The 22654-nt window shown below is 70.9% G+C and carries 20 protein-coding genes and 1 tRNA gene; 7 read left to right on the forward strand and 14 right to left on the reverse strand.

Annotated elements, in window-relative coordinates; translation table 11 throughout:
* Window positions 1–32: 32 nt before the first annotated feature.
* The 7 genes from rho to VFH10_RS05600 form a co-directional block, all read right to left on the reverse strand.
* A complete protein-coding gene (gene rho / locus VFH10_RS05570; RefSeq protein WP_414689839.1) occupies window positions 33–1862 on the reverse strand; it encodes a transcription termination factor Rho in 1830 nt (609 codons plus the stop codon).
* A 395-nt stretch (window positions 1863–2257) separates the two neighbouring features.
* Window positions 2258–3163, reverse strand: coding sequence for a homoserine kinase (gene thrB, locus VFH10_RS05575; RefSeq protein WP_325126777.1), 906 nt, complete (start codon window positions 3161–3163; stop codon window positions 2258–2260).
* A gap of 11 nt (window positions 3164–3174) precedes the next feature.
* Window positions 3175–4254, reverse strand: a complete 1080-nt coding sequence (thrC, locus tag VFH10_RS05580) for a threonine synthase (RefSeq protein WP_325126779.1) — start codon at window positions 4252–4254, stop codon at window positions 3175–3177.
* Window positions 4254–5606 (reverse strand): homoserine dehydrogenase, encoded by a 1353-nt coding sequence (locus VFH10_RS05585; protein WP_325126782.1) that lies wholly within the window; start codon window positions 5604–5606, stop codon window positions 4254–4256. Before VFH10_RS05585 ends, thrC begins: the two co-directional genes overlap by 1 nt.
* A gap of 98 nt (window positions 5607–5704) precedes the next feature.
* Window positions 5705–7132: a diaminopimelate decarboxylase gene (gene lysA, locus VFH10_RS05590; protein WP_325126784.1), complete on the reverse strand. Its 1428-nt coding sequence runs from the start codon at window positions 7130–7132 to the stop codon at window positions 5705–5707.
* Window positions 7133–7136: 4 nt separating this feature from the next.
* On the reverse strand, window positions 7137–8804 hold the full coding sequence (argS, locus tag VFH10_RS05595; protein WP_325126786.1) for an arginine--tRNA ligase: 1668 nt from the start codon (window positions 8802–8804) through the stop codon (window positions 7137–7139).
* A gap of 80 nt (window positions 8805–8884) precedes the next feature.
* Window positions 8885–9259, reverse strand: a complete 375-nt coding sequence (locus VFH10_RS05600; protein WP_325126788.1) for a response regulator transcription factor — start codon at window positions 9257–9259, stop codon at window positions 8885–8887.
* A 59-nt stretch (window positions 9260–9318) separates the two neighbouring features.
* Here VFH10_RS05600 and VFH10_RS05605 point away from each other — a divergent pair.
* A tRNA-Arg gene (locus VFH10_RS05605) sits at window positions 9319–9390 on the forward strand.
* Between the two features lie 216 nt (window positions 9391–9606).
* On the opposite strand, the gene VFH10_RS05610 is transcribed toward VFH10_RS05605, so the two are convergent.
* Together VFH10_RS05610 and VFH10_RS05615 are read right to left on the reverse strand one after the other, a co-directional pair.
* Window positions 9607–10536: an LCP family protein gene (locus VFH10_RS05610; RefSeq protein WP_325126790.1), complete on the reverse strand. Its 930-nt coding sequence runs from the start codon at window positions 10534–10536 to the stop codon at window positions 9607–9609.
* The gene (locus tag VFH10_RS05615) at window positions 10536–11219 is read right to left on the reverse strand and encodes a hypothetical protein (RefSeq protein WP_325126792.1); all 684 of its coding nucleotides are present in this window, start codon (window positions 11217–11219) and stop codon (window positions 10536–10538) included. The genes VFH10_RS05610 and VFH10_RS05615 overlap by 1 nt, the downstream gene beginning before the upstream one ends.
* A gap of 207 nt (window positions 11220–11426) precedes the next feature.
* On the opposite strand from VFH10_RS05615, the gene VFH10_RS05620 reads away from it, so the two are divergent.
* The gene (locus VFH10_RS05620) at window positions 11427–15233 is read left to right on the forward strand and encodes a multifunctional oxoglutarate decarboxylase/oxoglutarate dehydrogenase thiamine pyrophosphate-binding subunit/dihydrolipoyllysine-residue succinyltransferase subunit (protein WP_414689838.1); all 3807 of its coding nucleotides are present in this window, start codon (window positions 11427–11429) and stop codon (window positions 15231–15233) included.
* A gap of 7 nt (window positions 15234–15240) precedes the next feature.
* The gene (locus tag VFH10_RS05625; protein ID WP_325126794.1) at window positions 15241–15420 is read left to right on the forward strand and encodes a DUF6104 family protein; all 180 of its coding nucleotides are present in this window, start codon (window positions 15241–15243) and stop codon (window positions 15418–15420) included.
* A 21-nt stretch (window positions 15421–15441) separates the two neighbouring features.
* Here VFH10_RS05625 and VFH10_RS05630 read toward each other — a convergent pair whose 3' ends face one another.
* Window positions 15442–16911, reverse strand: a complete 1470-nt coding sequence (locus VFH10_RS05630; RefSeq protein ID WP_325126796.1) for an MDR family MFS transporter — start codon at window positions 16909–16911, stop codon at window positions 15442–15444.
* Between the two features lie 98 nt (window positions 16912–17009).
* On the opposite strand from VFH10_RS05630, the gene VFH10_RS05635 reads away from it, so the two are divergent.
* Window positions 17010–17495 carry a hypothetical protein gene (locus VFH10_RS05635; RefSeq protein WP_325126799.1) on the forward strand — a complete coding sequence of 162 codons (486 nt, stop codon included), beginning with the start codon at window positions 17010–17012 and terminating at the stop codon, window positions 17493–17495.
* Window positions 17496–17497: 2 nt separating this feature from the next.
* Here VFH10_RS05635 and VFH10_RS05640 read toward each other — a convergent pair whose 3' ends face one another.
* The 4 genes from VFH10_RS05640 to VFH10_RS05655 form a co-directional block, all read right to left on the reverse strand.
* Window positions 17498–17983 (reverse strand): DUF1772 domain-containing protein, encoded by a 486-nt coding sequence (locus VFH10_RS05640; protein WP_325126802.1) that lies wholly within the window; start codon window positions 17981–17983, stop codon window positions 17498–17500.
* A 2-nt stretch (window positions 17984–17985) separates the two neighbouring features.
* Window positions 17986–18954: a zinc-binding dehydrogenase gene (locus VFH10_RS05645; RefSeq protein ID WP_325126804.1), complete on the reverse strand. Its 969-nt coding sequence runs from the start codon at window positions 18952–18954 to the stop codon at window positions 17986–17988.
* Window positions 18955–19241: 287 nt separating this feature from the next.
* Entirely contained in the window at window positions 19242–20429 is a 1188-nt protein-coding gene (locus VFH10_RS05650; RefSeq protein ID WP_325126808.1) for an NADP-dependent malic enzyme, read from the reverse strand.
* Window positions 20430–20502: 73 nt separating this feature from the next.
* Window positions 20503–20826 (reverse strand): S24 family peptidase, encoded by a 324-nt coding sequence (locus VFH10_RS05655; RefSeq protein ID WP_325126810.1) that lies wholly within the window; start codon window positions 20824–20826, stop codon window positions 20503–20505.
* 110 nt (window positions 20827–20936) lie between these two features.
* Between VFH10_RS05655 and sodN the strand changes: the two genes are divergently transcribed.
* The 3 genes from sodN to VFH10_RS05670 all read left to right on the forward strand — a co-directional run bounded on the left by sodN (window position 20937) and on the right by VFH10_RS05670 (window position 22653).
* Window positions 20937–21338 carry a superoxide dismutase, Ni gene (gene sodN, locus VFH10_RS05660; RefSeq protein WP_325126812.1) on the forward strand — a complete coding sequence of 134 codons (402 nt, stop codon included), beginning with the start codon at window positions 20937–20939 and terminating at the stop codon, window positions 21336–21338.
* Between the two features lie 131 nt (window positions 21339–21469).
* Window positions 21470–21850, forward strand: a complete 381-nt coding sequence (locus VFH10_RS05665) for a hypothetical protein (RefSeq protein WP_325126814.1) — start codon at window positions 21470–21472, stop codon at window positions 21848–21850.
* 41 nt (window positions 21851–21891) lie between these two features.
* On the forward strand, window positions 21892–22653 hold the full coding sequence (locus tag VFH10_RS05670; protein ID WP_325126816.1) for an RNA polymerase sigma factor SigF: 762 nt from the start codon (window positions 21892–21894) through the stop codon (window positions 22651–22653).
* The last annotated feature ends 1 nt before the right edge of the window (window position 22654 follow it).

Below are 22654 nucleotides of genomic sequence, written 5' to 3' on the forward strand. Positions count from 1 at the left end.
AACAATGCTTTTGCGTCCCCCGCGCGACGACCTCAGTCGCCGTTGTTGCCTGCGGTCGGCGTGGTCTTCTGCACCTGCATCAGGAACTCGATGTTGCTCTGCGACTTCTTGAGCCGCTCGAGCAGCAGCTCGAGGGCCTGCTGTCCGTCGAGACCCGAGAGCACGCGGCGGAGCTTCCAGACGATGGTCAGCTCTTCCTTGCTCATCAGGAGCTCCTCGCGGCGGGTGCCGGACTGGACGGCGTCGATGGCCGGGAAGATCCGCTTGTCCGCGAACTCGCGGCGCAGCCGGAGCTCCATGTTGCCGGTGCCCTTGAACTCTTCGAAGATGACCTCGTCCATCTTGGAGCCGGTCTCGATCAGCGCGGTCGCGAGGATGGTGAGCGAGCCGCCGTCCTCGATGTTGCGGGCCGCACCGAAGAACCGCTTCGGCGGGTACAGCGCGGATGAGTCGACGCCACCGGAGAGGATCCGGCCGCTGGCCGGGGCGGCCAGGTTGTAGGCGCGGCCCAGGCGCGTGATGCCGTCGAGCAGCACGACCACGTCGTGGCCGAGCTCGACGAGCCGCTTGGCCCGCTCGATCGCGAGCTCGGCGACCGACGTGTGGTCGCTCGCCGGCCGGTCGAACGTCGAGGCGATGACCTCGCCCTTGACCGTGCGCTGGAAGTCGGTGACCTCCTCCGGACGCTCGTCGACGAGGACGATCATCAGGTGGCACTCGGGGTTGTTGGTCGTGATCGAGTTGGCGATCGACTGCATGATCATCGTCTTGCCGGCCTTGGGCGGCGACACGATGAGACCGCGCTGACCCTTGCCGATCGGGGCGGCGATGTCGATGACCCGGCCGATCAGGTTGTTCGACTCGGTCTCGAGGCGCAGTCGCTCGGAGGCGTAGAGGGGCGTGAGCTTGTTGAACTCGACGCGGTGCCTGGCCGCCTCGGGGTCGGCACCGTTGATGGTGTCGATCCGGACGAGCGGGTTGAACTTCTCCTTGCGCTCGCCCTCGCGCTGCTGGCGCACCTGGCCGGTGACCGCGTCGCCGCGGCGCAGGCCGTACTTGCGCACCATCGAGAGCGACACGTAGACGTCGTCGCTGCCGGGCAGGTAGCCGCTGGTCCGGACGAACGCGTAGTTGTCGAGGACGTCGAGGATGCCGGCCACCGGGAGCAGCACGTCGTCCTCGAGGATCTGGGTGTCCGGCTCGTTGCGACTGGTCCGGCCGCCGCGGTCGGTGCGCTCGTTGCGGTCGCGGCCGCGACGGCGCCGGTTGCGGCGGCTGCTGCCGTCGTCCCGGGTGTCCCCTCGGGTGTCCCCTCGGGTGTCGCCGCGGCTGTCACCGCGGTTGTCCCGGTTGTCGGCGCGGTCGCGGTCGCCACGGTTGTCGTTGCGGTTGTCCCGGCTGTCCGCGCGATCGCGGTCGCCGCGGTTGTCGTTGCGGCTGTCGCCGCGGTTGTCGTCGCCGCGGTGGTCGTTGCGGCTGTCGCCGCGGTTGTCGTTGCGGCTGTCGCCGCGGTTGTCGTTGCCGCGGTTGTCGCCCCGGTCACCGCGGTTGTCGGTGCGGTCCTTGCCGGAGGTGCGGTCCTGCTGGTCGGAGGTGTCCTTGGCGGCGGGCCGGCCCTGCTCGGGCTTCTGGTCCGGCTTCGCCTGTCGGTCGGCGCGGCGGTCGTCACGGGACTCCCGCGAACGGGTCTCAGACCGGGACTCCGCCGGGGCCTCCGCGGGCGGGGCGCTGGCCGCGCCCGCGTTCCCCGAGCCGCCCGACTGGGCGGCGCGGATGGCATCGATCAGCTGGCTCTTGCGCATGCCGCCGACGCCCTTGATGCCCAGCCCACCTGCCATCTGCTTCAGCTCGGGCAGCAGCATCCCGCTGAGGCCGGCTGCGCGCTTCTTGGGCGCGCGGCTGCTCGCGTCACCGGAGTCGGTGTCAGGGGTGGGTGTGGTTGTTTCCGTCACGTGAGGTCCTTCCCACGTCCAGGCCCGTCGGAGTGTTTTCCGAGAGGCCGTGTTCAGGTGAATTCCCGGTCGCGATCCCGGACGGTCCGTCACGATGCGAGGCGTCGCGGCGTGGCCGTCTCAGAAGTTGTGAGAGCGAGGAAAGAGTGCGCTCTGTGCGGATCGAGGGAGCTTGATCGGAGTCATCGGATCGGGGGAACCCTCGATCACCTGCGCACCGGCAGCCTAACACCATCAGGGTCTATGGGTTGCAAGAGTCACAACACGGACACGCCGCAGGAGATTCCCCGGCGACCGGCATCAGCTCAGCCGACCTCGACCGCGGCCCCCGGCGCCCCGACCGCCAGCTGGTGCACGGCCCAGCCGCCCGGCACGCGGCTCGCGACACTCTCCTGGGTGGACCGGTCGGTGAGCACGAGCACCGTGGGACCCGCGCCGGAGACGAACGCGGCATGGCCGTCTGCGCGCAGCGACCGGACCAGCGCCAAGGTCGCCGGCATGGCGGGCTCCCGGTAGTCCTGGTGGAGCCGGTCCTCGGTCGCGTCGAGCAGGAGCTCCGGACGCTGGCCGAGCGCCGCGACGAGCAGCGCCGCGCGGCCGGCGTTGGCCGCGGCATCCGCGTGTGGGACCGCGTCGGGGAGCAGGCCCCGGGCCACCTCGGTGCGGACCGGGTCGGGCGGCACGAACGCGACCGCGGCCACCCTCGGGTCGACGGCCGCGGTGGTGGCCCGGAACCGCCCGCCCACGGCGTACGCGACGGTGAACCCTCCGTAGAACGCGGGCGCTACGTTGTCGGGGTGGCCCTCGACGTCGGCGGCCAGGGCGAAGAGCGCGTCGTCGTCGATCAGCAGGGAGCCGCCTCCCACGAGGCCGCGGGCCGCACAGACGCCGGCCACGATCGCGGCCGACGACGAACCGAGCCCCCGCCCGTGCGGAATGACGTTGGCGCAGGACAACCGGATGCCGGGGGCATCGCAGTCCATCGCGTCGAACGCCTGCCGCATCGAGCGCAGGACCAGATGGGTGCCGTCGAGGGGGACCTCACCCGAGCCCTCACCGGTCACCTGCACCTCGTCGGGTCCGTCCACGGCCTCGGCGGTCACCGTGTCACGCAGGCCGAGCGCCAGCCCGAGTGCGTCGTAGCCGGGGCCCAGGTTCGCGCTGGTGGCGGGCACAGTCACCGTGACCGGCCCGGTGTGGAGGGTGGGCATCGGACCGTGTCTCAACCGAGCCCGGCTGCCTCGGCGGCAGCGTCGACGTCGGCGTCCACGACGGTGTCGACGAGGTCGGTGAAGGTGGACAGCGCGGTGTCGATGTCCTTCAGGCCGTGGCCGGTGACTGTGACGACGATCTGCGTTCCGGCGTACGACGTGCCGGCGGCGTGCTCGCTCAGCAGGCCCGCGACACCGGCGGCCGAGGCGGGCTCGACGAACACCCCGTCCAGCGCGGCGAGCTGGCGTTGCGCGCGGAGGATCTCGTCGTCCCCGACGGCCTTGAAGTAGCCGTTGGACTCGTCGCGGGCGGCCACGGCGAGGTGCCAGGAGGCCGGGTTGCCGATCCGGATCGCGGAGGCCACAGTCTCCGGCGCGGCGACCGGCTCACCAGAGACGAGCGGCGCGGCGCCGGCGGCCTGCCAGCCGAGCATCCGCGGTCGGCGGGTGCTGGCGCCGGACTTCTCCGACTCGACGTACCCCTTCCAGTACGCCGAGACGTTGCCGGCGTTGCCGACCGGGAGCACGTGCAGGTCGGGGGCGTCGCCGAGGAAGTCGACGATCTCGAACGAGGCGGTCTTCTGGCCCTCGAGGCGCATCGGGTTCACGGAGTTCACGAGCGCGACCGGGTACTGGTCGGCGAGCTCCCGTGACATCCGCAGGCAGTCGTCGAAGTTGCCGCGCACCATGATCACCTGAGCGCCGTGCACGATCGCCTGGGCCAGCTTGCCGGCGGCGATCTTGCCCTGGGGCACGAGCACCAGGGGCTTGACCCGCGCCTTCGCTGCGTATGCCGCCATCGAGGCCGACGTGTTGCCGGTGGACGCGCAGACGACGGCCTCGGCGCCCTGCCCCACGGCCACGGAGAGCGCGACCGTCATGCCCCGGTCCTTGAACGAGCCGGTCGGATTGTCCCCCTCGACCTTGAGCCAGACCTCTGCGTCGAGCAGCTCGGAGAGCCAACGGCTGTCGACCATGGGCGTGCCGCCCTCGCGCAAGGTGATCGTGGGCGTGTGGTCGGGGATCGCGAGCCGGTCGCGGTACTCCTCGATCACCCCGCGCCACTGGTGAGCGCCCTCCGGCGGGGTCATCACAGGTCGCCCTCGACGCGCATCACCGAGGAGACGTCGTGGACGAAGTCGAGCTTGCGGAGGGTGTCGACCGTCGCCGCCAGGGCGGCGTCGCTCGCGCGGTGCGAGACGACCACGAGCTGGGCGTCGTCGCCGTGGCCCTCTTGCCGGACGGTCTGGATCGACACCTGGTGCTCGGCGAAGGTCTGCGCCACGGCGGCGAGCACCCCGGTGCGGTCGTCGACGTCGATCGCGACGTGGTAGCGGGTCTCCGTCTGCCCCATCGGCAGCACCTCGAGGGCGGCGTAGGCCGACTCCCCCGCGCCCCGCACGTCGTCGATCCGGTTGCGGGCCACCGTCACCAGGTCACCGAGCACCGCACTGGCGGTCGGGGCGCCACCCGCGCCCGGCCCGTAGAACATCAGCTGGCCGGCGGCGTCGCTCTCGACGAACACCGCGTTGAACGCTTCGCGGACGCTGGCCAGCGGGTGGCTGCGCGGGATCATCGCCGGGTGCACGCGGGCCGCGACCGCTTCGCCGTCGGGACCGTCGCGGTGCTCGCAGATGGCGAGCAGCTTGACCACGCAGCCCATGTCGCGGGCCGAGGCGACATCGGCCGCGCTCACCTCGGCGATGCCCTCGCGGTAGACGTCGGCCGCCGTCACCCGGGTGTGGAAGGCGAGGCTGGCCAGGATCGCCGCCTTCGCCGCGGCGTCGTAGCCCTCGACGTCGGCGGTGGGGTCGGCCTCGGCGTACCCGAGCTCCTGCGCCTCCTCCAGCGCCTCGGCGAAACCGGCGCCGGACGTGTCCATCTTGTCGAGGATGAAGTTGGTGGTGCCGTTGACGATGCCGAGCACGCGGCGCACCTTGTCACCCGCCAGCGACTCGCGCAGCGGCCGCACGATCGGGATCGCCCCGGCCACGGCGGCCTCGTAGTAGAGGTCGCGCTCTGCCTTCTCGGCGGCGGCGAACAGCGTGCTGCCGTCCTCGGCGAGGAGTGCCTTGTTGGCCGTGACCACCGAGGCGCCGTTCTCCAGGGCGGTGAGGATCAGCGACCGGGCCGGCTCGATGCCGCCGATCACCTCGACGACGAGGTCGACGTCGTCGCGCGCGACCAGCCCGGCGGCGTCGGTGGTGAGCAGCTCCACCGGGACCTGGGCGTCGCGCTGGAGGTCCGGCCGTCGTACGGCGACGCCGACGAGCTCGATGGGCGCACCGACCCGGGCGGTCAGGTCGTCGGCCTGCTCCCGCAGCAGCCGCACCACCTGGCTGCCGACCGACCCGCACCCGAGCAGGGCCAGCTTCAGCGGCCGATCCGGCGCACGCTTCACCGCTCCGTCACCTCTCCGTCGTCGTACCGTCTGGTCCTTCATCTTGGGCCATCGCCGCGGCCGCCGCACGATTACGGCGTTGCGTCCGGGTCGCGAGACTCGTCAGTCCTGGTCGTCAGGTCTGCGCATCGGTCTGGTCGTCAGGCCTGGGCGCCGACGTCCGTCGCGAGCAGGTCGTCCTCGGTCTCCCGGCGGAGCACGACGGTGGCCGTCCCGTCGGCGACGCCGATCACCGGCGGCCGCAGGGCGTGGTTGTAGTTGCTCGCCAGCGACCGGCAGTAGGCGCCCGTGCCCGGGATCGCCAACAGGTCACCGGGCGCCAGGTCGGAGGGGACGAACTCATCCTTGACCACGATGTCGCCGGCCTCGCAGTGCTTGCCGACCACCCGCCCCAGCACCGGCTCGCCGTCGGACCGGCGGGAGGCGATCGTGCAGCTGTAGTCCGCGTCGTAAAGCGCCGTCCGGATGTTGTCGGACATGCCACCGTCCACCGAGACGTACGTGCGCACCGCCCCGGCGTCGAGCTCGACGCGCTTGACGGTCCCCACCTCGTAGACCGTGCACATGGCCGGCCCGACGACCGCGCGGCCCGGCTCGATCGAAAGAGTCGGCACGGGTACGTCGAACGCCCGGCACTCGTGCTCGACGATCTTGGTCAGCTCGGTGGCCAGCTGCGCCGGGTCGGACGGGTCGTCCTGCGTGGTGTAGGCGATGCCGAACCCGCCGCCCAGGTCGAGCTCGGGCATGTCCACGCCGAGCTCGTCGGACACCCGCGCGTGCAGGGTGAGCACCCGGCGGGCCGCGACCTCGAAGCCCGAGGTGTCGAATATCTGGCTGCCGATGTGAGAGTGCAGGCCGAGGAGGTTCAGCCCGGGCGCCTCCTGAGCGCGGCGGACCGCCTCGAACGCGTCGCCGGAGGTGATCGAGAAGCCGAACTTCTGGTCCTCGTGGGCGGTCGCGATGTACTCGTGGGTGTGCGCCTCGACACCGGCCGTCACCCGGATCATCACCGACGCCGACGTGGTCGTCCCGGCCCCGGTGGTCGAGCCCGTCGAGACCAGCTCGGCCAGCCGGTCGAGCTCGGTGAACGAGTCGACGACGATCCGGCCCACACCCGCCTCGACGGCCCGGCGCAGCTCGGGCATCGTCTTGTTGTTGCCGTGGTAGCCGATCCGGGCCGGGTCGAAGCCGGCCCGCAGTGCGACGGTCAGCTCGCCCGGCGAGCAGACGTCGAGGCAGAGGCCCTCCTCGGCGACCCACCTCGCGACCGTCGTACACAGGAACGCCTTGCCGGCGTAGTAGACGTCGTAGTCGGCGAACGCCTCGCGGAACCCGCGCGCCCGGGACCGGAAGTCGGCCTCGTCGAGGACGTACGCCGGGGAGCCGTGCTCGGCGACGAGGTCGCGGACGTCGACGCCGCCCACCTCGAGCGCACCGTCGTCGGTCTTGCGGGCGGTCGACGACCAGAGCAGCGGCACCAGGGCGTTGACGTCACCGGGCGGACGCAGCCAGGAGGGTCCGTCGAGGGCGCCGGCCGCGTGCGCCCAGCCGGCCTCGTGTGAGGGCATCTCGTCACATCCTGTCGGGGGCGGAGACCCCGAGCATCCCGAGACCGTTGGCGAGGACCGTCTTGGTCGCCTCGACCAGCAGCAGCCGCGCGGCGTGGATCGGCGCCGGCTCCTCGTCGCCCATCGGCAGCACCCGGCAGGCGTCGTAGAACTTGTGGAAGCTCGACGCGGTGTCCTCGAGGTACCTGGCGACCCGGTGCGGCTCCCGGAGCTGGGCCGCGGAGGTCACGACCCGCGGGAACTCGGCGAGGGCGCGCAGCAGGTCGCCCTCCTTCTCGTGGGACAGCAGCGACGGGTCGAAGGACGCGGTCGTGCCGGACGAGACCCCCAGGTCGGCCGCGTTGCGCAGGATCGAGGCGAGCCGCGCGTGGGCGTACTGCACGTAGAACACGGGGTTGTCGCTTGTCTGCCTGGCCCACAGGTCGAGGTCGATGTCGATGGTGGCGTCCATCGAGTAGCGGACCAGCGCGTAGCGCCCGGCGTCGACCCCGATCGCGTCCACGAGATCGTCCAGCGTCACGATGTTGCCGCTGCGCTTGCCCATCCGGACCGTCACGCCGTCCTTGAGCAGGTTGACCATCTGGCCGATGAGGATCTCGAGGTTCTCCCCCGGCCGGTCGCCGAAGGCGGCGCACATCGCCATCATCCGGGCGACGTACCCGTGGTGGTCGGCGCCGAGCAGGATCAGGCAGCGGTCGAATCCCCGCTCGCGCTTGTCGAGGTAGTAGGCGAGGTCCCCGGAGAGGTAGGCGCCCTTGCCGTCGGACTTGACGATGACCCGGTCCTTGTCGTCACCGAACTTCTCGGTCGCGAGCCAGACGGCGCTGTCCTTCTCGTAGGTGTTGCCGAGCTCGGTGAGCCTCGCGATCGCGCGCTCGACCGCGCCGGACTCGTGCAGGTTGTTCTCGTGGAAGAAGACGTCGAAGTCCACACCGAACGTGTGCAGCGTCTGCTTGATCTCGTCGAACATCAGCGCCACGCCGTGCGCGCGGAACGCCTCCTGCGCCTCGTCGTCGGGCAGGTCCTTGACCTCGGGGTGCTCGGCCAGCACCCGCTGCGCGATCTCGTCGATGTACGCGCCGGCGTACCCGTCCTCCGGCACGTCGCGACCCCGCCCGCGCGCGAGCAGCGACCGCGCGAACCGGTCGATCTGCGCTCCGTGGTCGTTGAAGTAGTACTCCCGGACCACCTCGGAGCCGGTCGCCTCGACCAGCCGCGCGATCGCGTCGCCCACCGCCGCCCAGCGCGCGGACGCGATCGTGACGGGACCGGTGGGGTTGGCCGAGACGAACTCCACGTTGACCTTGTCGCCAGCGGTCGCGTCGTTCGTGCCGTACGCCGCGCCGGCCGCGACGATCTGGGCCGCGAGCACACCCTGTGCCCCGGCCTCGACCCGGATGTTGAGGAAGCCCGGTCCGGCGATCTCGACGGAGGCGACGCCCTCGCTGGCACCGAGGCGCTCGGCGAGCAGGCCGGCCAGCTCGCGCGGGGGCATGCCCGCCTTCTTCGCGAGCTGGAGCGCGACGTTGGTGGCGTAGTCGCCGTGCTCCTTGCTCTTGGGTCGCTCCACGACCACGGTCCCCGGCGGTCCGTCGGGAAGGGTCAGCGCGCCGGACCCGACGAGGTCCGTGAGGGCGCCGACGATGGCGGTCGAGAGCTGTTCGGGGGTCACCGACCCAGGGTATCGACGCGGGCGAGCGAGTTCGGTGGGTGGTTGAGGGTCGAACGTCCGCCGCCCGCCGGGGTGGTGCGTCAGTGCTGCTGGTCGACCAGCCGCAGCACGGTGGCCACGAGCTCGGAGGGCTCGAACGGCTTGGTGAGATAGGCGTCCACGCCCAGTGCCTCGCCGCGCGCGAGGTCGGCCGCCGAGGCACGGCCGGTGACGATCACGATCGGGATGTCCGCCGTCGAACGGTCGCCGCGGAGCCGTTCGACCACGGCGAAACCGTCGAGGCGGGGCATCATCACGTCGAGGGTGATCGCGTCCGGGCGCTGCTCGGCGACGCGTTCGAGCGCCTCCAGCCCGTCGACGCAGCGCACCACCTCGAGCCCCTCCAGCTCGAGGTTCACCGCGATCAGCTCGCGGACGACGGAGGAGTCGTCGACGACCAGCACCCGTGCCGTCACCCGATCTCCCCCCGATCCGTCACTCGTGCCAGTTCATGTACGCTTTCCGCGCATCCCGAGCCCCCGTAGCTCAGGGGATAGAGCACCGCCCTCCGGAGGCGGGTGCGTAGGTTCGAATCCTACCGGGGGCGCACTTTCTGGCGGTCCGATCTCGCGCAAACGCTCACCCCGCAAGCCATGAAATCGCTAGCCGAGGGGTCCGTTGGTCTCGCGGGGGAGCGCAGCGGAGGAGCGAGAGCAACTGACCTCTCGGCGGGGCCAGCCCGCGCGGCAGGTGCACGGAGGCAGTGTCCCGACCACAAGGGCTTGACGTGCAGCCCAAGTCCGCACCTACTTGCAGGGTCCCCTCAGCAGCCCCTGTCCAGTTTCCCGTCATCGCGCGCGTCGTTGCCGATCCGGCGGGCCTGGGCGACGTTCGGGAACACCACACTGGCGCCGCCGGCTGTGCCGATCCCACCCAGCACGACGCAGCCCCTGAGGCGACGCAGCTCGACCGCCGTACCGGCCTGCGCGAGCCGGTAGAGCTCTGACGGCTTCAGGTCGGTGTTCAGGTGGCGTACGGCCGACAGTACGCCGCGCTCCATGAAGCCCGGCTTGTCCATGCCGCCTCGGACCTGGCTCAGGATGCCGCGCATGACGTCCTGCTGGTTGGCGGAGCGGTCGAAGTCCCCGCGCGGGAACGACTTGCGGATCCGGGCGAAGATCATCGCCTGGAAGCCGTTGAGCTTGTTGGGCCCGACGCGGTAGCCCTGCGGGCGCACCGGGTCGGAGAACGCGAACCGCGAGTTCACGGTCACGCCGCCGATGGCGTTCACCATCTGCCGGAAGCCGTCGAACCCGGCCGTGAAGACGTAGTCGGGCTGAACGCCGACGAGGTCACCCACGGCCTGCCCCATCAGCTTCGGTCCGCCGAAGTAGAGGGCGGCGTTGATCTTCTCGCTGCCGTGCCCGGGGATGTTGACGTAGGAGTCCCGCGGGATCCCGATCATCGTGGCGTCCCCGGTGCGCAGGTTGATGCCGGTCATCTGGATGGCGTCGGCGCGGCTGCGGGTGATGCTCTGCCCGGGGCGGGCGTCGGACCCGAGGAACAGGATCCACACCACGTCGCGGGAGTGGTCCACGCCTGCCGCGACCTGGCCCCGCACCAGGGACGCCGGGGCGTCGCGGAAGGTCGGGGGCGGGACCACGAGGGCGGTCAGCGCCAGCACGACGCCCAGGACGAGCACGCGCCGCAGGACGCGACCGTGGAGGCCGGTGAGCGCGGTCAGGACCTTCATCAGGACTCCTCCCCGACCGTGCGCGCGTTCTTGCTCAGGTCGTAGCCGAAGATCTGCCACCCTCCCGAGCTCTTGCGGGTCAGCATCAGCCGGCCCCGGACGTCCACCCGCTTGGCGGGCTTGTCGCCACGGTCGGCCACGAACCGGAGGTGCACGCGGGCGGTCACCCCGGCCGCGACCTTGTACGGCGCGAGCACGGAGAGGTAGGCGGTGCGCCGCCGCACCTCGACCGTCTCGGTGGTCGGGCCGAGCACCCGGTTGGTGAGCAGGTCCCGGTCGCCGTCGGCCTGCTGCGCCGCCCCGGCGGAGAAGGTGGCGAACGCGTCACCGAACGAGTCGCGGGGATAGTCACCGCCGACGAAGGCGTCGTCGAAGTAGGCGGTGACCACCTTCTCCACGTTGTCGGCGAGCACCTCCCGGTCCTTCTCCTTGAGCTTCCCTGAGACCCGGGTGACGCGGACCCTCGCGGGAGCGGCGGGGGCGGGCTCGGGGGTGGTGGACGGGTCGGCCGGCCCCGAGGAGCCGCCGGCCGCGGGTGGCTCGGCCTGGGGGTCCGACGACGTGCAGGCCGCGGTGGTGGCGGCCAGGAGCCCGGCCAGCACGATCGCGACGGACCGTCGTACGGACGATCCACGGGCCGGTCGATCCGGGACCTCGAGGGGGCGCTCGAGAGGAGCTGTCACGGCGCGTGGTTCCTTCCGTGCGACGTCGTGGCGGGGCGCGGTCTGTGAGCCTGGCTACACGCCCGGACCGACCGCCGGTCCCGGCTGCAATTAGTTGTGACGAAGGTCTAGCCTGGTACGCGTCCACCCACCCTAAAGTTCCCACCCCAGGTTTCACCGGAAGAGGCGATTCAGGCCGTGGCCGAGTCTTCACCCGCAGGATCCAACGTGGCCGCTGGTGCGGCTCCCGACGACCCGATGGCCGCCTTCGGCGCCAACGAGTGGCTCGTCGACGAGATGTTCGAGCGCTACCAGCAGGACCCGAACAGCGTGGACAAGGCGTGGTGGGACTTCTTCAAGAGCTACACACCTGGTGACAAGGCCTCGCCGAGCACCTCCGGAGGCGGCAACGGTACGCCGCAGGCCACCACCCAGGAGCCCGCCGCCCCCCAGAAGTCGGACCCGGCCCCCGAGCCGGAGTCGAAGCAGCCCGACAAGGCGGCCGAGCCGGCCAAGGCGGCCGCCACGCCGCAGTCGAAGCCCGCCGCGTCAGCGGCCAAGGCCCCCAAGAAGACCACCCCGGCCACCGACGTGCAGCCGCGCCCCGACGCCCCGAGGGCCACCAAGGCCCCGACCAAGTCGCCGTTGCCCAAGGAGCCCGAGCCGGCTCCTGCCGCAGAGGTCAGCGACGAGCCGGTGCTCACCACCCTGCGTGGGGCCCCGGCCCGCACCGCGCAGAACATGGACGTCAGCCTCACCGTGCCGACGGCCACCAGCGTCCGCTCGGTGCCGGTCAAGCTGCTGATCGACAACCGCACGGTCATCAACAACCACCTCGCCCGCGCCCGCGGCGGCAAGGTCTCGTTCACGCACCTGATCGGCTACGCGCTGGTCCGGGCGCTGAAGCAGATGCCCGAGATGAACAACGGCTTCGACGTCATCGACGGCAAGCCGACGCTCATCCAGCCCAAGCACATCAACCTCGGCCTGGCGATCGACCTGCCCAAGCCCGACGGCACCCGGCAGCTGCTGGTCCCCTCGATCAAGGGCGCGGAGTCGATGGACTTCGCGTCGTTCTGGACCGCCTACGAGGACCTGATCCGCAAGGCCCGCGGCAACAAGCTCGCGGTGAGCGACTTCCAGGGCACCACGATCAGCCTGACCAACCCGGGCACGATCGGCACCAACCACTCGGTGCCGCGGCTGATGAAGGGCCAGGGCGCGATCCTCGGCGTCGGGTCGATGGACTTCCCGCCCGAGTTCCAGGGCGCCTCCGAGGAGACACTCACCCGCAACGCGGTCAGCAAGGTCATGACGCTGACCTCGACCTACGACCACCGGGTCATCCAGGGTGCCCAGTCCGGCGAGTTCCTGCGGCGGCTGCACCAGCTCCTGCTCGGCGAGGACGACTTCTACGACGAGATCTTCCGGGCGCTGCGGATCCCCTATGAGCCGATCCGCTGGGCCGCCGACATCTCGACCAGCCACGACGACGAGATCAGCAAGCAGGCCCGGATCCTCGAGCTGATCCACGCCTACCGCGTGCGCGGCCACATCATGGCCGACACCGACCCGCTCGAGTACCAGCAGCGCAGCCACCCCGACCTGGAGGTCGAGTCGCACGGGCTGACGCTGTGGGACCTCGACCGCGAGTTCGCGACCGGGTCGTTCGGCGGCGAGGGCCGCCGGTTCATGAAGCTGCGCAACATCCTCGGCATCCTGCGTGACTCCTACTGCCGCACCGTCGGCATCGAGTACATGCACATCCAGGACCCCGAGCAGCGCCGCTGGCTGCAGCAGCGCATCGAGCAGCCGCACGTCAAGCCACCCCGCGAGGAGCAGCTGCGGATCCTGCTCAAGCTCAACCAGGCCGAGGCGTTCGAGACCTTCCTGCAGACGAAGTTCGTGGGCCAGAAGCGCTTCAGCCTCGAGGGCAGCGAGACCACGATCCCGCTGATCGACGAGGTGTGCGAGGCGGCCGCCGAGGCCGACCTCGACGAGGTCACGATCGGCATGGCGCACCGCGGCCGGCTCAACGTGCTGGCCAACATCGTCGGCAAGAAGTACAGCCAGATCTTCCGCGAGTTCGAGGGCAACATCGACCCGCGCACCGTGCAGGGCTCCGGCGACGTGAAGTACCACCTCGGCGCCGAGGGCGAGTTCACCGCGGGCTCGGGCGAGAAGATCAAGGTGTCCGTCGCCGCGAACCCGTCCCACCTCGAGGCGGTCGACCCGGTCCTCGAGGGCATCGCTCGCGCCAAGCAGGACGTGCTCAACCGCGGTGCGGAGTTCCCGGTGCTGCCGCTGCTCGTCCACGGCGACGCGGCGTTCGCGGGCCAGGGCGTCGTCGCGGAGACGCTGAACCTCTCCCAGCTGCGTGGCTACCGCACCGGCGGCACCATCCACCTCGTCGTCAACAACCAGGTGGGTTTCACCACCTCGCCCGCCTCGTCCCGCAGCTCGTTGTACTGCACCGACGTCGCGCGGATGGTCCAGGCGCCGATCTTCCACGTCAACGGCGACGACCCCGAGGCCTGCATCCGGGTGGCCCGGCTGGCCTTCGAGTACCGCCAGGCGTTCAAGAAGGACGTCGTCATCGACCTGGTCTGCTACCGCCGGCGGGGCCACAACGAGGGCGACGACCCGTCGTACACGCAGCCGCTGATGTACGACCTGATCGAGCAGAAGCGCTCCGTGCGCAAGCTCTACACCGAGTCGCTGATCGGCCGCGGGGACATCACCCTGGAGGAGGCCGAGCAGGTGCTGCGCGACTACCAGCAGCAGCTCGAGCGGGTCTTCACCGAGGTGCGCGAGGCGACCAAGGCGCCCGACGAGTGGACGACCGTCCCCGACTACCCCGAGAAGAGCTCCGGCGCAACCGAGACGGCGATCTCCCGGGAGACCCTCAAACGGATCTCCGACGCCCACGTCAACACCCCCGAGGGCTTCACCGTGCACCCGAAGGTGCTGCCGCAGCTGCAGCGCCGGGCCGCGGCGATCACCGACGGCCCGATCGACTGGGGCACCGGCGAGATGCTCGCCTTCGGCTCGCTGCTGATGGACGGCCGCCCGGTGCGGCTGGCCGGGCAGGACTCACGGCGCGGCACGTTCGTGCAGCGGTTCGCGACCATCATCGACCGCGACAACGCCGACGAGTGGACGCCGCTGGCGAACCTCTCGGAGGACCAGGGCCAGTTCTACGTCTACGACTCGTTGCTGTCCGAGTACGCCGCGATGGGCTTCGAGTACGGCTACTCCGTCGCCCGTCCCGACGCGCTGGTGCTGTGGGAGGCGCAGTTCGGTGACTTCGTCAACGGCGCGCAGACGATCATCGACGAGTTCATCACCTCGGGTGAGACCAAGTGGCGCCAGCAGTCCGGCGTCGTACTGCTGCTCCCGCACGGCTACGAGGGACAGGGGCCCGACCACTCCTCGGCGCGCATCGAGCGGTTCCTCGCGATGGCCGCCGACGAGGCGTTCGTGGTCGCGCAGCCGTCGACTCCGGCCAGCCACTTCCACATGCTGCGCCAGCACTCGCTGGGCGAGGAGCACCGGCCGCTGATCATCTTCACCCCGAAGTCGATGCTCAAGCGCAAGGAGGCCGCCTCCCACCCCGACGACTTCACCACCGGCACGTTCCGGCCTGTCATCGGCGACGACCAGGTCGACCCGTCGAAGGTGGAGAAGGTGCTGCTCTGCAGCGGCCGGATCACCTGGGACCTCATGGTCGAGCGCAAGAAGCGCGAAGGCGACGAGCCCACCACGGCGGTCGTCCGGGTCGAGCAGCTCTATCCGCGTCCCGTCGCCGAGCTCAAGGCCGAGCTGGCCAGGTTCACGAACCTTCGCGAGGTGCGCTGGGTGCAGGACGAGCCGGCCAACATGGGCCCGTGGCCGCACATGGCGCTGCACCTGACCTCCCAGCTCGACGTCCCGTTCTACCGGGTGTCGCGGCCGGAGTCCTCCTCCCCGTCGGTCGGTCAGCACTCCCGGCACGTGGAGGAGCAGAAGGAGCTGCTCCAGCAGGCGTTCAGCTGAGGGGTAGATGTACTTCACCGACCGCGGGCTCGAGGAGCTCGAGAAGCGCCGGGGTGACGAGGAGGTCACGCTGGCGTGGGTCGCCGACCGGCTCCAGGAGTTCGTCGACCTCCACCCGGAGTTCGAGATCCCCGTCGAGCGGCTGGCCACGTGGCTGGCGCGCCTCGACGACCCCGACGACGAGTGAGTCGGGCCGGGGCGCCCAGTGCTAGACGGCGTCCTCGACGACTGACACCGGCTCGTCGACCGCCTTGCGGGGCAGCATCATCGCCAGCGCGACCACGGCGACCGAGACCAGAGCGCCGAAGAGGAAGGCCCAGCGCATCCCGCCCACCAGCGCGTCGACCGGGTCGGCGCCGCCCTCGGCGAGGCCCGCGGCCCGCCAGGCCATGACCGTCACCACGACTGCCGTACCGACCGCCGCCGCGACCTGCTGGAGGGTGCCGAGCAGGGAGCTGCCGTGGGAGTACAGGTGCATCGGCAGGGCGCCGAGCCCGACGGTGAACACCGGCGTGAAGATCGCCGCGAGCGAGACCATCATCAGGACGTGCGCGGCCAGCACCAGCCAGACCGACGTTGTCGTCGTGACGGTGCCGAGCACGCCGAGCGAGACGACGATCCCGACGGAGCCCGGGACGACGAGGGGACGCGCCCCGAGCCGGTCGAACCAGCGGCCGACGGTCGGGCCGAGCAGGCCCATGAGTATCCCGCCGGGCATGACCAGCATCCCGGTCTGCAGGGCGCTGAGACCGCGGACGTCCTGGAGGTACAGCGGCAGCAGGATCATCGCGCCGAGCATCGCCATGAACGCGCAGGCCATCAGCAGCAGGGAGACCGTGAAGGGTCGCTCGCGCAGCACGCGCAGGTCGAGGAGCGGCTCACCGGACCGCTGCAGGTGCAGCTGCCGCAGGACGAAGCCGGCCACGACCACGCAGGACACCGAGATGACCAGGGACGCGGGGGCGGAGCCGTCCGCCTCGGCGCCCAGCCGGCTGAGGCCGTAGACCAGCCCGCCGAAGCCCAGCGCCGCAGCCGCGACGCTCCACCAGTCGACCGCCCCGGCGCCAGGGGCACCTTGGTCGGTGAGCCGGCGCAGCCCGACCACTGTGATGGCGATCGCGACCGGGAGCACGAGACCGAACATCCACCGCCAGGTCAGCCACTGCAGCACGACACCTGAGACCGCCGGGCCGAGGGCCGGGGCGACCGACATCGCCAGCGTGACGTTGCCCATCACCCGGCCGCGGTCGTGCTCGGGGACGACGGTCATCAGCGTCGTCATCAGCAGCGGCATCATCACCGCCGTGCCGACGGCCTGGACGACGCGACCGGCCAGCAGGACCGGGAACACCGGGGCGAGGGCGGCGACCAGCGTGCCGACGCAGAAGACGGTCATCGCCGTCGCGAAGGCGCGCCGGGTGCTGACCCGCTGCAGGAACCATCCCGTCACCGGGATGACGACGGCCATCGTGAGCATGAAGGCGGTCGAGAGCCACTGCGCCGCACGTGCGGTCACCGCGAACTCCGTCATCAGCCGCGGGATCGCGTTCACCATGATCGTCTCATTGAGGATCACGATGAACGTGGCGGCCACCAGCCAACGCAGCACGGCGTACGGGTTCTCCGGGGTCGTCGTCGTGCTGGCGGGAGCACGAGTCCCTTCGCAGGTAGCAGTCATGCGGGTTGAGACCCGACCCCGGCCGAGAACTCATCGGCGTCGGGATCTGAGTACGTCGACGCATGCGGCCGGGCGACCGGCGGCCCGATCCTGGAGCCATGGAGACCGCCACGGACGAACCGCCCGCCACCCGTGGCCGCCTGGCGGCGAGCGTGCTGCTGGGCTGCTGCGTCGCGCTCACCCTGCCCACCGGCCTCGTGGTGGGCTGGCTCGCGACCGAGCTCATGTTCTTCGGCGCCCGACCCACCGCCGAGGATCACCAGGTGGCGGCCGGGGCGTACGGCGCTGCGGCCGTTGCGCTGGCTCTGGGTGCGGTCGCACTCCGCGTGCACGGCACGACCCGCTGGCAGGTGCCGGTCTCTCTCGCCTCGGCGGCCGTGCTCGCCTGGCTGGCGATGTCGTCGGCGATGGACGCGGCGGCGAGCAGCGAGCCCGGCTCCGGGATCAACCACTGGTGGGACGGCGCCGGCGGAGTGCTGGCGTGTCCGTGGACCTGGCCGTTGGTCGTGATGGGCGTGCTCGCACCGTTCCGGCGTCGGCCAGCCATCCCGGATCCGGCATCCGACGGTGGCGGTTGGGGATGACGTCAGCGGGCCGAGCCGGCCTCCACCAACGCCCAGCACAGCAGCACGAAAGCCGCCATCGTCGTCGCCGTGCGGACGAGGTTGGACCGGACCCAGCGCGGTTCGTCGAACTCCACGCGCACCCTCGTGGTGTCCGTGTCGCCGGCGGCGACGGCGGCCTTGAGACGGTCGTTGAGCGGCACGTTGACCGCGATGGTCAGCACGGCGCCGACCAGGTAGAGCGCGAGTGCCGCCGTCACCCACCAGAACGCCGGGCCGCCCCAACCCGCCACCGCGGCCGCCGCCATGAGCACCGGCGCACCGAGGAAGCCGCCCGCCATGAACCAAGGGTTGATGATCGCGCGGTCCAGCGAGGCGAACGTCGTGACGAAGGTGTTGTCGTCGGTGTGACCGAGCCCGGGCATCACGGTGTGCGCGTAGAGCACGAACGCCCCGGCGACCAGCCCGGTCGTGACCGTGGCCGCGATCAGGAGGGCGACGAGAGCCATCGTCAGCGGGTGAAGACGACCTTGCCGAACAGGTCCCCGCTGGCCATCGCGGCGAACCCGTCGCGCGCCTTCTCCATGGGGAGCACCTGGTCGATCACCGGTCGGGCGCCGGTCACGTCGAGCAGGTTGACCAGCGACGCGAGCTCGGTGCGGGTGCCCATCGTGGAACCGATCACCTGCAACTGCAGGAAGAACACCCGGGTCAGCTCGGCGCTGTCCACGTCGGCCCCGCTCGTCGTACCGGAGATGACGATCTTGCCGCCCGGCCGCAGGGACTTGACCGAGTGCGACCAGGTGGCCTTCCCGACGGTCTCCATGACGGCGTCCACCCGCTGCGGCAGCCGCGCGTTGCTCTCGAACACCTCGTCGGCGCCCAGCTCAGCGGCACGTTTGCGCTTCTGCTCGTCGCGACTGGTGGCGTAGACCCGCAGGCCGCCGGCATGCGCAAGCGTGATCAGCGCCGTCGCGACACCGCCGCCGGCGCCCTGCACGAGCACGGTGTCGCCGGGCTTGAGCCCGCCCTGGACGAAGAGCATGCGGTAGGCGGTCAGCCAGGCCGTCGGCAGGCAGGCGGCCTCCTCGAAGGACAGCGACTCCGGCTTGGGTACGACGTTGCCCTTCGGCACCACCACCTTGTCGGCGAACGTGCCCTGGTGACGCTCGGACAGCAGGGACCGCTTGGGGTCGAGCGTCTCGTCACCGGTCCAGGAAGGATCGCTGATGACGGCGTGGATGACGACCTCGTTGCCGTCCTCGTCGATGCCGGCGGCGTCGCAGCCGAGGATCATCGGCAGCGCCTCCTCACGCAGGCCGACACCGCGCAGCGACCAGATGTCGTGGTGGTTCAGCGCCGCCGCCTTGACGGTGACCGTGGTCCACCCGTCGGGCACCTCCGGGTCGGGTCGCTCACCGACCACCAGGCCGGACAGCGGGTCGTCGGTCGAGAAGGACTCGGCGTACACGGCGAACATGCACTCGACCCTAGGACATGGTCCCTCCCCGACCCACTCCCCCATGTTGAAGCGCACCTTGTGGAGGTGAGACGCGCCCTGCGGGATGCTGAGACGCGCCCTGCGGGATGTTGAGAGGTGCCCCCGGAGGCTTGAGACGCGTCTCGAAGGGCGTCGAGATGCTGACAGCAGGTCCTCCATGCGCGCGGCCGAGAGGCGCGCCTCGACCTCTCGCAACGCGCGTCTCGACGTCCCGCAACGCGCGTCTCAACATCCCGGGAGGCGCGTCTCAACGGGGTGGGGGCGGGTCAGCGGCGGGCGACGCCGTCCTTGCGCGCGGCCTCGGAGACCGCTGAGGAGACGGCGGGGGCGACGCGCGGGTCGAACGGCGACGGTACGACGAAGTCCTCGCTGAGCCGCTCGCCGACGAGACCGGCCAGCGCCTCGGCGGCGGCGAGCTTCATGCCCTCGGTGATCGCGGTCGCGCGCACGTCGAACGCCCCGCGAAAGATGCCGGGGAACGCGAGCACGTTGTTGATCTGGTTGGGGTAGTCGGAGCGGCCGGTGGCCACGACCCGGGCGTGCCGGTGCGCCACCTCGGGGTGCACCTCGGGCGTCGGGTTCGCGAGCCCGAAGATGATCGCGTCGTCGGCCATCGTCGACACGACCTCCTCGGGGACGTTGCCGCCGGAGACGCCGATGTAGACGTCGGCGCCGGCCATCACGTCGGCCAGCTGCCCGGTGCGGCCGGTCTGGTCGGCGGTGTCCTGGGCGAGCGCGAGCTTCACCGGCGTGAGATCGCCGCGCGCCGAGTGCAGCACCCCGCGCCGATCGGTGACCGCGAGGTCGGTGACCCCGGCCGCGAGCAGGATCTTCGCGACCGCCACGCCGGCGGCGCCGGCCCCGGAGATGACCACCCGGGCGTCGGCATGGGTGCGCCCGGTCAGGCGCAGCGCGTTCTCGAGCGCGGCGAGAGCCACCACGGCGGTGCCGTGCTGGTCGTCGTGGAACACCGGGATGTCGAGCAGGTCCTTGAGCCGCTGCTCGATCTCGAAGCATCGCGGGGCGGAGATGTCCTCGAGGTTGATGCCCCCGAAGCTGGGGGCGAGCCGCTGCACCGTCTCGACGATCTCGTCGGCGTCCTTGGTGTCCAGGCAGATCGGTACGGCGTCCACGCCGGCGAACTGCTTGAACAGGACCGCCTTGCCCTCCATGACCGGCATCGCCGCCGCCGGGCCGATGTCGCCGAGCCCCAGCACGGCCGTGCCGTCGGTCACCACCGCGACCGTGTTGGACACCCAGGTGTAGTCGTCGACGAGCCTCGGCTCCTCGGCGATCGCCTCGCAGACGCGGGCCACACCGGGCGTGTAAGCCATCGAGAGGTCGTCCCGGTCGTCCAGCGCGACTGTGGAGACGATCGCCATCTTGCCGCCGCGGTGAAGGTCGAAGACAGGGTCCTGTGCGCGCTCGTCGGGGGACTCGGCTGTGTGGCCCATTCGGGCAGTGTTCCACAGTGCGGCCGCACGTCCCGAGGGCCAAGACCCGTGACCCGGGACACGCGGAACCCGCTCACGGACGCGCCGGACGCGGCCAGATCCGCAGCAGGACACGGGCCACCACGTGCTCGTCGCCGACCACGCCGACGGTGCGCGAGTCCACGCCCTCGGCCGCGTTGTCGGACTCCACCCACCAGCCCCCGGCCTCCCGGCGTACGGCGCGCTTGACCGCCACCACCCCGCCTGGAAGTCGTACGACGACGGCGCGACCCGGCCGCGGCCGGCCGCCGTGCAGCACCAGCAGACGGTCACCGTCACGCAGGGTCGGCAGCATCGACCGACCCCGCACGACGGCCATCCCGAGGAGGCGCCGGGGGCGCGTGCCGGCGGACGACATGGGTAGGTTGACCTCCAGGGTTCCGCTGGCGTGACCACGCAGACGCGGGAGTAGTGTCGCAGGCCCAGAGGGACCACGAACGATCAGAGACTCGAGAGAGAGGACCCCGGATGTTCGCGCGACTCTTCGCACCGACCATCGACGTACAGGCGCACTGCGACCTGCCGTGCGGTGTGTACGACCCGGCCCAGGCGCGCATCGAGGCCGAGTCGATCAAGGCCATCATCGGCAAGCTCGCCGACAACGACGACCCCGACTTCCGCACTCGCGCGGTGCTCATCAAGGAGCAGCGCTCCGAGCTGGTCAAGCACCACCTCTGGGTGCTGTGGACCGACTACTTCAAGCCGCCGCACTTCGAGAAGTACCCGCAGCTGCACACCCTCGTCAACGAGGCCACCAAGCTGGCCGGCGCGACCGGCACCAAGGGCTCGATGGACGCGAAGACGGCCGACGACCTCCTCGCCAAGATCGAGGAGATCTCCGAGATCTTCTGGGAGACCAAGAAGGCCTGACAGACTGAGGCCGCTCGGAGAGGGCGGCCCAGGATGTCCCCGGACGGGGCCGCGCGCCGGCTCACCACCGAGCGCTCGACCCCGTCCGTCACGTCCGGATCGACCGGCACAACCAGCAGGAGGTTCCCGTGGTGGGCACACAGCCGGACGTCGAGCTCCGGATCCCGGCGGACTCCGCGTTCCTCGCCGTGCTCCGCACCGCCACCGCCGGCCTGGCCGCGCGGCTCGACTTCACCCTCGACGACATCGAGGACCTGCGGATCGCCGTGGACGAGGCCTGCGCGATGGTGCTGCCCCAGGCCCGTGAGGGCTCGGACCTCACCTGTGCCTTCACCCTCGGCACCGGCCGGCTGTCGGTCGCGGTGTCCGCCGAGTGCGACCACCCGATGCAGCCGAGCCGCGACGGCTTCGCCTGGACGGTGCTGGCCGCGCTCACGAGCGCCGTGCGGGCCGACGTCACCGACGACCGGCTCACCATCACGCTCTCGCGGAACACCGCCGAGCCGCAGTGAGCCGCCGGATGCCGACCGAGGAGCGAGAACCGCTCGCCGAGATGAGGACCCGGAGCGTCGCTCTCTTCCAGCGGCTCGCCACCGACCTCTCCGAGGCCGAGCGGGCCGACGTGCGCGACCAGCTCGTGCGCCTGCACCTGCCGCTCGTCGAGCACTTCGCGCGCCGGTTCCTCAACCGCGGCGAGCCCTTCGACGACCTGCTCCAGGTGGGCACGATCGGGCTGATCAAGGCGATCGACCGCTTCGACCTCGAGCGCGGCGTGGAGTTCTCGACGTACGCCACGCCGACCATCGTCGGCGAGATCAAGAGGCACTTCCGCGACCGTGGCTGGGCGATCCGGGTGCCGCGCCGGCTGCAGGAGCTGCGGATCACCATCACCGCCGCCACCGCGGAGCTGACCCAGGACCTCGGCCGGTCCCCCACCGTCGGCGAGCTCGCCCGCAAGGTCGGCGTCTCCGACGAGGAGATCATCGAGGGCCTGGAGTCCGCCAACGCCTACTCGACGCTCTCGCTCGATGCACCGGACAACAGCGAGGACAGCGCGCTGAGCATGATCGACGTGATCGGCGCGGACGACGAGGCGCTCTCCCACGTGGACGACCGCGAGACGATCAAGCCACTGCTCGAGGCGCTCGACCCCCGGGAGAAGCACATCCTCACGCTGCGGTTCTTCCGGGGCATGACCCAGTCCCAGATCGCCGCCGAGATCGGTATCTCGCAGATGCACGTGTCGCGGCTGCTGGCCCGCACCCTCGCCCAGCTGCGGGAGGCGCTGGCCGACCAGCCGGGCGCACTGGACTAGT

Source organism: Nocardioides sp., from assembly GCF_035697785.1.
Lineage (GTDB): Bacteria > Actinomycetota > Actinomycetes > Propionibacteriales > Nocardioidaceae > Nocardioides_B.

Coding starts and splice junctions, on each gene's coding strand:
- VFH10_RS05650 (WP_325126808.1), bottom strand. CDS start 20,429: ATGGGCCACACAGCCGAGTCCCCCGACGAGCGCGCACAGGACCCTGTC.
- thrB (WP_325126777.1), bottom strand. CDS start 3,163: ATGCCCACCCTCCACACCGGGCCGGTCACGGTGACTGTGCCCGCCACC.
- VFH10_RS05645 (WP_325126804.1), bottom strand. CDS start 18,954: ATGTTCGCCGTGTACGCCGAGTCCTTCTCGACCGACGACCCGCTGTCC.
- VFH10_RS05630 (WP_325126796.1), bottom strand. CDS start 16,911: ATGACTGCTACCTGCGAAGGGACTCGTGCTCCCGCCAGCACGACGACG.
- VFH10_RS05640 (WP_325126802.1), bottom strand. CDS start 17,983: ATGGCTCTCGTCGCCCTCCTGATCGCGGCCACGGTCACGACCGGGCTG.
- sodN (WP_325126812.1), top strand. CDS start 20,937: ATGTTCGCGCGACTCTTCGCACCGACCATCGACGTACAGGCGCACTGC.
- VFH10_RS05625 (WP_325126794.1), top strand. CDS start 15,241: ATGTACTTCACCGACCGCGGGCTCGAGGAGCTCGAGAAGCGCCGGGGT.
- VFH10_RS05670 (WP_325126816.1), top strand. CDS start 21,892: ATGAGGACCCGGAGCGTCGCTCTCTTCCAGCGGCTCGCCACCGACCTC.
- lysA (WP_325126784.1), bottom strand. CDS start 7,132: ATGCCCTCACACGAGGCCGGCTGGGCGCACGCGGCCGGCGCCCTCGAC.
- VFH10_RS05585 (WP_325126782.1), bottom strand. CDS start 5,606: ATGAAGGACCAGACGGTACGACGACGGAGAGGTGACGGAGCGGTGAAG.
- VFH10_RS05655 (WP_325126810.1), bottom strand. CDS start 20,826: ATGTCGTCCGCCGGCACGCGCCCCCGGCGCCTCCTCGGGATGGCCGTC.
- rho (WP_414689839.1), bottom strand. CDS start 1,862: ATGCTGCTGCCCGAGCTGAAGCAGATGGCAGGTGGGCTGGGCATCAAG.
- thrC (WP_325126779.1), bottom strand. CDS start 4,254: ATGACCCCGCCGGAGGGCGCTCACCAGTGGCGCGGGGTGATCGAGGAG.
- VFH10_RS05635 (WP_325126799.1), top strand. CDS start 17,010: ATGGAGACCGCCACGGACGAACCGCCCGCCACCCGTGGCCGCCTGGCG.
- VFH10_RS05610 (WP_325126790.1), bottom strand. CDS start 10,536: ATGAAGGTCCTGACCGCGCTCACCGGCCTCCACGGTCGCGTCCTGCGG.